The 12275-nt window shown below is 48.0% G+C and carries 12 protein-coding genes and 1 tRNA gene; 5 read left to right on the forward strand and 8 right to left on the reverse strand.

The genetic code is table 11. The features are described 5' to 3' along the window. Window positions 1-223 precede the first annotated feature (223 nt). A complete protein-coding gene (locus tag HRU69_02495) occupies window positions 224-2305 on the reverse strand; it encodes a VWA domain-containing protein (protein ID QOI96418.1) in 2082 nt (693 codons plus the stop codon). A gap of 30 nt (window positions 2306-2335) precedes the next feature. Continuing rightward, a complete protein-coding gene (locus tag HRU69_02500) occupies window positions 2336-3607 on the reverse strand; it encodes a replication-associated recombination protein A (protein QOI96419.1) in 1272 nt (423 codons plus the stop codon). A gap of 140 nt (window positions 3608-3747) precedes the next feature. On the opposite strand from HRU69_02500, the gene HRU69_02505 reads away from it, so the two are divergent. From HRU69_02505 to HRU69_02525, 5 genes are all read left to right on the forward strand, one after another. Further along, a tRNA-Met gene (locus tag HRU69_02505) sits at window positions 3748-3820 on the forward strand. Window positions 3821-3889: 69 nt separating this feature from the next. After that, entirely contained in the window at window positions 3890-4780 is an 891-nt protein-coding gene (gene era, locus HRU69_02510) for a GTPase Era (GenBank protein QOI96420.1), read from the forward strand. Window positions 4781-4864: 84 nt separating this feature from the next. Then, entirely contained in the window at window positions 4865-6172 is a 1308-nt protein-coding gene (der, locus tag HRU69_02515; GenBank protein QOI96421.1) for a ribosome biogenesis GTPase Der, read from the forward strand. Window positions 6173-6245: 73 nt separating this feature from the next. Continuing rightward, window positions 6246-6419: a hypothetical protein gene (locus tag HRU69_02520; protein ID QOI96422.1), complete on the forward strand. Its 174-nt coding sequence runs from the start codon at window positions 6246-6248 to the stop codon at window positions 6417-6419. A gap of 70 nt (window positions 6420-6489) precedes the next feature. Continuing rightward, a complete protein-coding gene (locus HRU69_02525) occupies window positions 6490-7104 on the forward strand; it encodes a SprT-like domain-containing protein (protein QOI96423.1) in 615 nt (204 codons plus the stop codon). Between the two features lies 1 nt (window position 7105). Here HRU69_02525 and nagB read toward each other — a convergent pair whose 3' ends face one another. The 6 genes from nagB to HRU69_02555 are packed head-to-tail and all read right to left on the reverse strand — an operon-like array spanning window position 7106 to window position 12255. Beyond that, window positions 7106-9007 (reverse strand): glucosamine-6-phosphate deaminase, encoded by a 1902-nt coding sequence (gene nagB, locus HRU69_02530; GenBank protein ID QOI96424.1) that lies wholly within the window; start codon window positions 9005-9007, stop codon window positions 7106-7108. 3 nt (window positions 9008-9010) lie between these two features. After that, on the reverse strand, window positions 9011-9829 hold the full coding sequence (gene murQ, locus HRU69_02535) for an N-acetylmuramic acid 6-phosphate etherase (GenBank protein ID QOI96425.1): 819 nt from the start codon (window positions 9827-9829) through the stop codon (window positions 9011-9013). Continuing rightward, window positions 9829-10677 (reverse strand): N-acetylglucosamine kinase, encoded by an 849-nt coding sequence (locus tag HRU69_02540; protein ID QOI96426.1) that lies wholly within the window; start codon window positions 10675-10677, stop codon window positions 9829-9831. The genes murQ and HRU69_02540 overlap by 1 nt, the downstream gene beginning before the upstream one ends. Window positions 10678-10693: 16 nt before the next feature. Further along, window positions 10694-11251 carry a transposase gene (locus HRU69_02545; GenBank protein ID QOI96427.1) on the reverse strand — a complete coding sequence of 186 codons (558 nt, stop codon included), beginning with the start codon at window positions 11249-11251 and terminating at the stop codon, window positions 10694-10696. Between the two features lie 33 nt (window positions 11252-11284). Next, window positions 11285-11545 carry a cytochrome b5 gene (locus HRU69_02550; protein ID QOI96428.1) on the reverse strand — a complete coding sequence of 87 codons (261 nt, stop codon included), beginning with the start codon at window positions 11543-11545 and terminating at the stop codon, window positions 11285-11287. Then, complete coding sequence (locus HRU69_02555; protein QOI96429.1) at window positions 11545-12255, reverse strand: RDD family protein; 711 nt, start codon at window positions 12253-12255, stop codon at window positions 11545-11547. Before HRU69_02555 ends, HRU69_02550 begins: the two co-directional genes overlap by 1 nt. Window positions 12256-12275 lie beyond the last annotated feature (20 nt).

A 12275-nucleotide genomic window follows, 5' to 3' on the forward strand; every position in this document is an offset into this window, starting at 1 on the left:
AATGCAGTGCATCTATCAATCCCGCATATGCGGGATGCTTGGTTGAGGCCGCAGGTGCGGGACTCCGAGAATCGCCAACTGCGGCAACCAGACAGGAGGCACACCCGATTGACGAGAAGCACGAACTGCTAACAGCGGTTTGGCGTAATGGCGGGTGACGTTCTTTGTAGAACCATTTATGTTCATAATCCGTCACTACGTAAAGCACCAAAACGTTACGCCCTTAATACCCCCCAAAATATTTTCTTAAAAACCACTCCGTGCCTACCAGCAGCACCAGCAGCATGAAAATCACAGGCATGTTAATGATCGGCCGGTAGCGCTCGTTACTGCGCAGGATGCCCCGCGCTTCAAGGGCGGTCAGTTCGTTTTGTAACTCATCAAACCGGTTTACCGGGTAAAACCGGCCGCCAGTATTGGCTGCAAGTTTCCGCAGCAAATCAAAATCGGCCGTCAGGTTAAGCAACTCAAGTTGCTGGGCCGTTACAAGAAACTGCCCGCGTACTTCATTGCGTGCACCATTCACTACGGTGGCAGCTTTGTACCGGTACACACCCTCCTTCAATCCGCTCAGTGAATACCGTGTGTTTCCGGGGCTCGTAATGTAACTGTATTGAGCGCGTTTTCCCTGTTCATCGGTTATCTCCAGGTCAATGGTATTGCCGTAAACAGGTTCAAAAATATCGTTAAACAACTGGCTCTCGAACACCACCGCTTCCGTCTCTGAAAATTGCTGCTTCACCGGAAAACACCGGAATTTGCGATTGTCATCGGCCGTAGAAAGAAACTGAATAAGCTTGCCGAAAAACTCATCGAACACAGCCGTGTTTTCGGTTTTTGAATATTCATGCAGGCGCCAGCGCCACAACCCTTCACCGAGCATCATACCGGTTTTTCGGGTTTCGGAATTTTCAACCACCAGCAGCGGCTTATCGGTAACCAGGCTGCCCACCTTTTGCATGAGCAGGGGCATAGCCTGAGCCACCGGTTGAATCTTTCCAAAGTGCACACTCACCGGTGGAAACGCATTGAACGTTGAGCCCGCCTCGGCCGAAAGAGCAAACAGTGAAAAATTCGGGTTGATAACCGGTGTTACTTCATCAAATTGACGGGGTGGTTGTTCAAATCTTAACGGCAGGTTGTACTGGCCAAGCTGGTTCCAGTCGGTTTGGCTGCCCAGTATTAATAATACCGGTGTACGTCCCGTCATCGCCCACTGAAATAGTTCGCGGTGGCGGCCCCGCACATCGGGCACCTGATGGAAAATAATAAGGTCAACAGCATCTGGTTGCAGCAACGCAGGTTCGGCTTCGCTCACGGGCGGTATGTGCAGAACAAGTTCATAATTGGCATTCTTTTCAATAACCGACCGCAACGCTTTCACATCAGGATGGGGCGCCCCGCCCACCAGCAGTATTTTTTTCTTTCCTTTTATTACTTCGATAAACACCGTAGCCTGGTTGTTTTTGAGGTTGCTTTCTCCGGGTTTTCGTTCCACCACCACATCCCAGCGCTGAAGGCCCTCTTCCGCAGCCACCGGTTTGAATTCCACCGGAATAAATCCGTCATTCATAACAGTTTTGCTTTGTCGTTCAATAACCGAGCCTTTGTGTACAAGCGAAACAACAACCTGCTCCTGGCGAAAGCCGGTAGCCGAAATTTCTGCACGCAGCAGAAACTGGTTTCCCTGGTAAGCAATTTTGTTATACAACACATCTTTTACAGCCAGGTCGGCCCGTTGTAACGTATCACCAAGCCCAACGGTGTACACCGGAAAGTTGTAATCGCCATAGAGCGGAGAAAGCCCGGTATTGTAAATGCCATCTGAAATCAGCACCACGCCTTCAATCCTCCGGCCTTCAAAACGGTTACCAACTTTACGCAAAGCTTCATGGATGTTGGTGCTTGGCGAGGTGTACTTTTCACCGGCAAAATCATTGCCCTGTAAATCGAATTTAACGGGTTCAAAATCGCGCTTGCTTAACCCATCCATTAACCCGGAAGTTTTGACAGCGAGCGCTTTTAATGAAACTGAGTCAATTACTTCGGCAACCGACAAGGAGTTGTCGCGCAGAATAACAACTACCGGTTTCTCCATTGTAGTTTCAATCTGTTTAACAATAGGGCTCAGCAACAGGAAAAAAAGAAATACGGAAAGCAATGCCCGCAGGGCGAACAGCATGCGGTTTAACGTATTGCTCCACGGATGTTTAACCCGGTAATACATGAGGGCGGCATACGCAAGCCCGCCCGCCAGGCACAGCAGGATAAAACCAAAAGAGGCATCGAGCAGAATTTGCTTCATGACGGCCGTTAAGATAACAAATGCGGGCCCTTAGTAACCATATTTTTCTTTCCACAGGCTGCGAAGGTACTTTCTTAACTCTTCTTCGCGCGGATTGTTGCCCGGTTCATAAAGTTTTGTCCCGCTCACCTGCTCCGGCAGAAATTCCATGTCGGCAAAATTTCCCTCAAATTGGTGCGCGTATTTGTAGCCCTTACCATAACCCAGTTCTTTCATCAGGTTGGTAGGCGTATTGCGAATGGATAACGGCACGGGCAAATCACCGGTTTCATTTACTACACGAATGGCTTCCTCAATCGCCACATAACTTGCATTGCTTTTGGGCGAACAGGCCAGGTAAACCGCGCATTGTGCCAGGATAATCCGCGCTTCCGGGTAACCAATCACATCTACCGCCTGAAAGGTACTGGTGGCCAGTACCAGCGCATTGGGGTTGGCGTTGCCAATGTCTTCCGAGGCGAGGATAACCATCCTGCGGGCGATGAATTTTACGTCCTCTCCGCCTTCCACCATGCGGGCCAGGTAATAGAGGGCAGCGTTCGGATCGCTGCCGCGGATGGATTTGATGAATGCGGAGATGATATCATAGTGCTGTTCACCGCTTTTATCATAAACAGCAATTTTTTTCTGGGCCACCTGTGTGGCCAATTCATCGGTAATAATAACCGGGTTAGCCGGAACGGAATCCACAATCAGCTCAAGCAGGTTAAGTACCTTTCGTGCATCACCACCCGATAACCGAAACAATGCGGCATGTTCTTCCAGGTTTATTGTTCGCTTTTTCAGTTCTTCGTCTTTGCTCATTGCCTGGTTAATCAATAACAGGAGATCATCCGCAGAAAGCGGGTTGAGCGTGTACACCTGGCAGCGTGAAAGCAAGGCGGAGTTTACTTCAAACGATGGGTTTTCGGTTGTTGCTCCTATCAGTATAACAATTCCTTTTTCAACAGCACCCAGCAGCGCATCCTGCTGTGATTTATTAAAGCGATGAATTTCATCAATAAACAGAATGGATTTGCCCGACTGCCGCGCACGATCAATCACCTCGCGGATGTCTTTAACGCCCGAACTGATGGCGCTAAGCGTGTAAAAAGGTCTTTTCACTTCATGGGCAATGATGTTGGCCAGGGTTGTTTTACCCGTACCGGGAGGACCCCACAAAATCATGGAAGGTATATTGCCCGACTGAATGGCCTTGCGGATAATTCCGTTTGAACCGGTTAGATGTAACTGCCCCACCAGGTCCTCCAGTTTTGAAGGACGCATGCGTTCGGCCAGCGGGTGTTTTGCCTGGAAGAGCATCAGAGTACCGGTGATTATCGTGACTTCAACTACAAATGCAAAATCGAATTTTGAAAATTACGAAATCGAACCCGTGTTTGGTTGGTGGAAGAAGCTTATTTGGTTTTTAAGGCTTAGCGTTCTACTTTTGTGCACCAAATCGCGGGGTGGAGCAGTTGGTAGCTCGTTGGGCTCATAACCCAAAGGTCGTAAGTTCGAGTCTTACCCCCGCTACTAAATAAGGCGACCTCGAAAGGGTCGCTTTTATTATTTTTCAATCATTAGGAATTCGAATTCCAAGTAATGCCATCTAAACCATTCAAATCAGGCTTCGTCAGTATCGTTGGGAAACCCAACGTGGGGAAATCCACCCTGATGAACCGGTTAGTAGGCGAACAACTTTCCATTGCCACGCCCAAAGCACAAACCACCCGCCACCGGATTATGGGTATTCTGAATGGGGAAAATTATCAGGTTGTTTATTCGGATACCCCCGGCATCCTGGAGCCCAAATACGCCCTGCATGAGGCAATGATGAACTATGTAAAAGTCTCGCTGGAAGATGCCGACCTGATTTTGCTGGTGGTAGAACTAGGCGAAAAATACGACCCGGTAACGTTTGACCGGTTCAAAAAAATTAAAACACCCATTGTACTGGTAATCAACAAAATAGATCAGGCAGCGGGCTCGCAGGCAGAGGATAAAGTAAAGCATTGGCAAGAAAACCTGCCTGTGGTAAACACGATTATGCCTGTTTCGGCAACAACCGGCCAGAACATAGCCCGGCTTTTCGAAACCATTATTGAATTGATGCCCGAACATCCTGCTTATTTTCCGCAGGACGAGCTTTCTGATAAATCCGAGCGGTTCTTTGCCGGTGAAATTATCCGCGAGAAAATATTCATGAACTTTGACCAGGAGATTCCTTACAGTACGGAAGCAGTGATTACCGAATTCAAAGAAGAAGAAACAATAATCCGGATGCGAGCCGAGATTTATGTGGAACGTGATTCACAAAAGGGCATTATCATTGGCAAAGGCGGCAGTATGCTCAAGAAATTAGGTACAGAAGCAAGGGAAGAACTGGAGCGGTTCTTTGCCAAAAAAGTTTTTCTGGAAACCCATGTTAAGGTGGCTGATAACTGGCGGAAACAAAAAGACAAACTAAGGAGGTTTGGATACTTAGATAATTAGTCAATTAGCCGATGGTTTAATGTGCCAATGTTCTTATTTGAATCATTGGCCCATTGAATCATTGACCATTGGCACATTAGCAATATGGCAAACATTGTAGCGATAGTAGGCAGACCCAACGTGGGCAAATCAACCTTGTTCAACCGGCTGATTGAAAAGCGGCAGGCGATCATGGACGACATTGCCGGGGTTACGCGCGACCGCCACTATGGGTATGCCGAATGGACCGGAAAGTTTTTTACAGTAATTGACACCGGAGGGTACGTAACCGGCTCGGAAGATAAATTCGAAACAGAGATACGCAAGCAGGTAGCCATGGCTCTTGACGAAGCCACCGCAGTAATTTTTGTCGTTGATTGTAAGGATGGATTAACCGGGTATGATAAGGATTTTGCCAACATCATCCGCAAATCAAAAAAGCCCGTTTTTGTTGCCGCCAACAAAGCCGATACCCCTGAGAAGTCGGCCTATGCGGCCGAGTTTTACGAGTTAGGGTTGGGCGAAGTGTACCCTATATCGGCCGAGAACGGTGGCGGAACCGGTGAACTGCTGGATGACCTGGTGAAGATTTTCCCCTCAGAAGGTGTGGAGGATCCGAATGCCGGCATCCCGAAAATTTCCATCCTGGGCAGGCCCAACGTAGGCAAATCCTCGCTGCTGAATGCCCTGCTGGGTACTGAGCGGAGCATCGTAACTGATGAGGCCGGCACTACCCGCGATGCCATCCACTCGCACTACAAGCTGTATGGCAAAAACTTCATCCTGATTGATACGGCCGGCATTCGTAAAAAATCAAAGGTAAAAGATGACATTGAGTTTTACTCGGTGCTGCGTTCGCTAAGGGCGCTGGAAGAAAGCGATGTGTGCATTGTGGTACTCGATGCTGAACGTAAAATGGAGTCGCAGGATGTGAACATCATCAGCCTGGCCCACCGGCAGGGCAAGGGCATCGTTATCATGGTAAACAAATGGGATTTGATTGAAAAAGACTCAAAAACAGCCGATACCTATAAAAAGGACATACTGGAAAAACTGGCCCCCATCGACTACATACCCATTATTTTCGCTTCAGCCCTTAATAAGCAGCGCATTTTTCAGGTTATCGAAAAGGCCGTGAAGGTGTATGAGAACAAAACCATCAAAATCCCTACATCGCGCCTGAATGAGGCTTTGTTGCCGGAAATTGAGCGCTACCCCCCTCCGGCCATCAAGGGCAAGTTTATTCAGATTAAATACATCACCCAGGTTAATGCGCGGTTTCCATCGTTTGCGTTGTTTTGCAACCTGCCCCAGTATATCCAGCCGGCTTACGAACGTTATCTGGAAAATAAGTTACGGGAGCATTTCGACTTTGAAGGGGTACCCGTCCGGCTGATTTTCAAGAAAAAATAAAAATTCTTACCCCTCCCCCTTGACATGCGCAATTCATAGTATATTTGCGCCATATTTTAAACACCTGTAAACTATGAAAAAGTTATTTGCCCTGTTGATGGTTTGTGGCTTTGCTTTTGCATTTGCAGCTTGTGGCGGAAAGAAGGCTGAAGAAGCTACTACTGAACCCGCTACGGAAGAGACTGCACCTGCTCAGGAAGCAGCACCTGCTGACTCAACCGCTGCAGACAGCACTGCCGCACAGTAATCAATCCGAAGACGATTGTTTCCGGAGAGGCTTTAGAAAAACTAAAGCCTTTTTTGTTTCTAAAGGGGGTATGCCCGAGTTCAGCCTAGAAAAAATCCTGGTTGCCAACCTGCCCGAAAAGGCCGTAGCGTATTGCTTTGAACTCTGGAGAAAAAAGCCATTCCGTTTTATACTCAGCAAATCGCGGCACTCCAAAGCAGGCGATTTCTCAGCCCGGCACGCTGGTTATACTATTACCATTAACCGTGATCTGAACCGGTACCAGTTTCTTATCACCTACATTCACGAAGTCGCCCACCTTCTGACTCACAAAAAATTCGGGCGAAGCGTTACCCCTCATGGCCAGGAGTGGAAAAAAGAATTTAAACAACTCATGCAGCCGCTATTAACCACCGAAGTTTTTCCACCTTCTATACTGAACCCCCTGATCACCCACCTGGAAAATCCAAAGGCTTCTACCTTTTCCGATCCGGCATTAACAAAGGAACTCCGGCTGTACGATTCAACACCCTCAGCGGTTGTTGTGTTAGACCATCTTGCTGCGGGGAGCCTGTTTAAACTTCGGGGCCAGTTATTTAAAAAAGGAGAATTACGCAGAACACGGTTCTATTGTCATGAAATAAAGACCAATCGCAAGTACCTGATACCCCGATTAGCTTTGGTTGAACAGGTTCAACCGGTATGATTTAAAACTTATAACGGACGAACGCCTCCATTGCTTCGTAGTCGGCAAGGCCAAGTTTGTTGTAGGCGGCAGCCGTGGCATGATTCCGGTCTTCAGCACGCACCCAAAACTCGCGCTGGTCCGTACCCGGAAACAAGGCGCTGTCTTTTTGCGATTGATGTTTGAAAATGGCTTTGCGTTTGCGCAACAATTCATCGGGGCTCAGCGGTACGGCCATTTCAATCTGGTCAATATCCCACTCCTGCCAGGCGCCCCGGTACAGCCACACATAGCACTGCTTCATCCAGGTTTTTTTCTTTAATCGTTCAATGGCTCTATAAATAGCCGCTAAGCAAACGCGGTGGGTGCCGTGCGGATCGGAGAGATCGCCTGCCGCATAAATCTGGTGTGGTTTTATTTTTTCCAGTAAGTCCACAATAATGCTGATGTCTTCTTCGCCCAGTGGCTTCTTCTTTACCTTACCGGTTTCATAAAACGGCATGTCCAGAAAGTGGATGTTGCTTTCAGGAATGCCCACATATCGACATGCGGCTTTGGCTTCACCCCTGCGGATGAGTCCTTTGATTTGCATTACTTCCGGGCTGTCAACCTGTGCGGGTTTCTTTTTCTTTAAGGTTGCGGTTATCTGTTTCAGCAGTTTTTCGCTGGCCGATTTGTTCAGTTTAAATGATTCACTGAAATCGTTTACAAAATCTGCAAAGCGGATCACATCATCATCGAACACGGCAATATTGCCCGATGTCTGGTAAGCTACGTGCACCTCATGCCCCTGATCAACCAGCCGGATAAACGTACCGCCCATCGAAATCACATCGTCATCAGGATGGGGCGAGAAAATAACCACACGCTTGGGGAAGGGTTTGGCCCGTTCAGGACGGTGCGTGTCATCGGCATTGGGCTTGCCACCCGGCCAGCCCGTGATGGTGTGCTGCAGTTCGTTGAATATTTTAATGTTTACCTGGTAGGCCGAGCCGTACTCTGTTATGATGTCGCCCATGCCGTGCTCGGTGTAATCGTTGTTGGTAAGTTTGAGCACCGGCTTATTTACTTTTTGACTAAGCCACACCACAGCTTTGCGAACAAGTTTATCATTCCACTTCTCCACCTCATCCAGCAGCCAGGGTGTTTTGATTTTGGTGAGTTCGGAGGACGAGGCCTCATCCAGCACCACCAGTGCATTCGGGTGGTATTGCAAAAACGATGAAGGGTTTTGATCGGTAACCGGCCCTTCTACGGCTTTCTGGATAATGGACGCTTTGCCTTCGCCCCAGGCCATCAGAATAATGCGTTTGGCTTTCAGGATGGTACCCACGCCCATGGTAATGGCTTTGCGAGGAACATTTTCTTCGCCAAAGAAATCGCTGGCCGCATCCATGCGAGTAACATGGTCGAGGGTAATGAGGCGGGTAAACGATTTTTCGGTAGAGCCGGGCTCGTTAAAACCAATGTGGCCGGTGCGGCCAATGCCGAGGATCTGAACATCAATGCCGCCCAAATCCTGGATTTTCTTTTCATAGCTCCTGCAAAATGCGGCCACCTTTTCTTTTGGCACAGTGCCATCCGGAATGTGAATATTCTTTGCCGGTATGTCGATGTGATCGAACAGGTACTCGCGCATAAACCGTACATAGCTTTGCAGCGAATCCGGGTGCATGGGGTAGTACTCATCCAGGTTAAAGGTGTACACGTTTTTAAAACTGAGGCCCTTCTTTTTGTGAAGCATCACCAACTCATCGTACACGCGTGTTGGTGTTGAGCCGGTGGCCAGGCCAAGTACGCACGGCTTCTTTTCGCGCTGGCGCGATTTGATTAGCGCAGCAATTTCACCGGCCACGAATACGGAGGCTTCTTCGGAAGATGAAAAAATTTTTACAGGAATCTTTTCAGGGTTATATGAAATCATAAACTAGCGCGTTGCAGCCTGAATGGCTTTTCGAACGGAACCAAATTTATTTAATAATACTGAAGCTTTAGTCTCATCAATCCCCAACTCTTCCATAATCATCTTTATACCGCGGCCAATCAGCTTGTTGTTGGTGAGTTGCATGTCAACCATTTTGTTGCCTTTTACCCGGCCCAGTTTGACCATTGCGGTTGTGCTGATCATATTGAGCACCAGCTTTTGTGCGGTGCCGGCCTTCATGCGGGTACTGCCCGTAACAAACTCAGGCCCAACGATCACCTCAATCGGGTAATCGGCAAAGCGGGCCACCTCGCTTTTCGGGTTGCAGGTAATACAGGCAGTTGTGATTTTGTTTTTTTTTGCATCGCGTAGCCCGCCCACCACATAAGGCGTGCGGCCCGAAGCGGCAATGCCGATAAGCACATCTTTTTTATTGATGCTGTACTTCTTCAAATCCTTCCAGGCTTGCCTCGGATCATCTTCGGCATGTTCTACGGCTTTGCGGATGGCTTTATCGCCACCGGCAATCAACCCGATTACACGGCCGTGCGGCATGCCGTAGGTGGGCGGTATCTCACTCGCATCCACAATACCCAGCCGGCCGCTCGTGCCCGCACCGATATAAAACAACCGCCCGCCTGCTTTCATCTTCCGTACAATAACGACAACCAGTTTTTCAATTTTCGGAATGACCCTTTCAATGGCCAGCGGAACAGTTTTATCTTCTTTATTTATATTTTTCAGTAATTCCCGGATGCTCATCCGCTCGAGCCGGTCGTAGTAGGAAGACGATTCCGTAATACTCGTATTCTTGCGGGGCATCAGCTGGTAACTTTGGTTTGATGGTACAACGTTAACCCGGCAATCGGACTTTCCAGAATATTTTTTACGGTAATTCCTTTATCGGTTGCTGCCTGGCGCAGCACATCGCTGAAGTAAAAAGCCACCGAGCCCACAAAATGAACTTTTAATTCCGGGGCACGATCATATTTCAGTACGTTTTTATCAAAGAATTCGCTGAAACCATCATACACCAGTTTGTAGCAATAGGGCTCTTTAATATGTTGAAAGATAAAGTGGGAAAAACTACCCAGAAACCGGCTGGGCATATCCTGGCTGTACACCCGGTTGAGAATCTCATCGCGGTCCATCGGAAAGCGTTTTTTGAACTGGTCCCAGAGTTTAGCGGGCAAATCTTTTCGCAGGTAATCGCCCAGAATGCGTTTCCCCATCCAGGCGCCCGAACCCTCATCGCCCAGCACATACCCAAGCGAGGTTACGTTCTCTACAATTTTTTTTCCATCGTAGTAGCACGAGTTGGCACCCGTACCAAGAATGCAGGCTATGCCTTCTTCGCGTCCGCACAGGGCGCGGGCAGCCGCTTCCAGGTCGTGCCAGATTTCGATGTACGCATTGGCAAAATACCGTTGCAGCACGTTGCGGATCAGTTGCCGGTTCCGGTCAGACGAGCACCCTGTGCCATAATAATAGATCTCGTTAATGGTGTGTTTAATCTGCGGCAGCACTACCTCGCGTATTTCGGTTTCAAACTGGTCGATGGGCTGGTAATACGGGTTATACCCGATGGACTGCGCCTGTTCAATGGTACCGTTGGTGCCGATGATGCGCCAATCGGTTTTTGAGGCTCCGCTGTCAGCTATCAGAATCATGCTTTTATCAGTCGTCCTACGACTTGAAGTCGTAGGACGACTCATCAAAAATTTTAACTGTATAACTCAATGAATAAAATTGCTCAGGATTATCCGGAATATCAAGTAACTGATATGCGAGACTGGAGTTCACCAACCCGTTACGCTTGAAGTAATAGTCGTTAAATGAAGAATAATCCCATTTCTCCATTTTATCGACCAACCCTGCTCTAATCGGATTCTGGTGTATGTAATGAAAGCAAGCTGTACCATAGGCAGGTTCATCCACCAACTTAAATTTACTGTGTTGTTGAAACAAACTGCCCACCCGGCCCTCCTGTATGTTTATAGCGCGAGTATATGAACTCAGCATAACTCTAAAATCATTCGTAAAATAATCGGGTCTAAAATTCTCACTTGTATAGAAAAGGAAATGAAAATGATCTGGCATCAGGCAATAGGCCACAAAATCACCATGTTTCAAAAAACAGGATTTTGCTTTAGCGAGGAAGAAGAAATAGTTCTTCTCTTTAAAGAAAATCGGCTGCCTGTTATTGCCCCTGTTAAAGATATGATATAACTGCAACGGAATCATCTACCTGTTAATCTTTCTGTGTTTTCAGTCGTCTTACGAGTTATAGTCGCAGGACGACTCTAATCTTCCAATAACCCTAAACTTATCAAACACTTTCTCCGTATGCGGTGCATCTTTCAGCTCGTCCGTCAGGTCCTGCCCCGCCCAATGTTCGTAGTGCTTACCCGTTTTCCAGAGGCGTGAGTGAGTAACCTCATAGATCAATCCCTTGTAGGCAACCCACACTTCGGGTTTATCCTGGCCGTTGCGGAGCGCGAGTTGCGCCCTGGTGTACGCTGGATAGGAGTGCTCCATCACCGCGAAGTAATATGGCCGTAGTCTTTCACAATGGTGTACAGAAATTTCACGGGCGGCATATCGGTTTGAATACCGAGCAGCGATTTTATTTTTTCGGTTACCGCCAACACCGGGCGATCATTGCCCGTGGTACGGTTTAATTCCAGCGCCTGTTGGATAAGTTCGATATCCTGATCCTTCAACTGTGTTACCTGGTGAAAAACAGGCACATAGGTTTCTTCGGCCAGGGTAAACACGTCACGGGCTGTTACTTCGCGTTGCTTTACCAGTTTAACTACGGCTGTGCCTGCGGCTATATCACCCAACCGCTGACCTTTACCGTTGATGGCAATGGTGAGCATGGCTATGGCCCCCGACATAAAGTCAACTTCAACAATGCGGATCAGCCACCGGATGATGTAGTTGCCGATGGTGGGCGGTGTGCCGTCCAGCCGCACCACTTTAATGCCCATTTGTTTTTTACCCGGACTCTGACCGTCCATAAAAATTTCGAACAACACATGATAGAGAAAAACAGGGATTGCAAACAGCGCAATAATTAAGATGCCTGATACATTACCTGCCGAACTTAAAATAAATGCAAGCAATATGAAGTAGGCAATAATAATAGCCAAGTCAATCAAGTACGCAAAAATGCGGTCGCCCAGGCTGGCAGCCGGGTATTGGATAATTACATTCTGGGTTGTTCGTACAGAAACGGTTTGCATCCCTTCAAAAAATCAGTAAT

It is taken from the genome of Flammeovirgaceae bacterium (genome assembly GCA_015180985.1).
GTDB lineage: Bacteria > Bacteroidota > Bacteroidia > Cytophagales > Cyclobacteriaceae > UBA2336.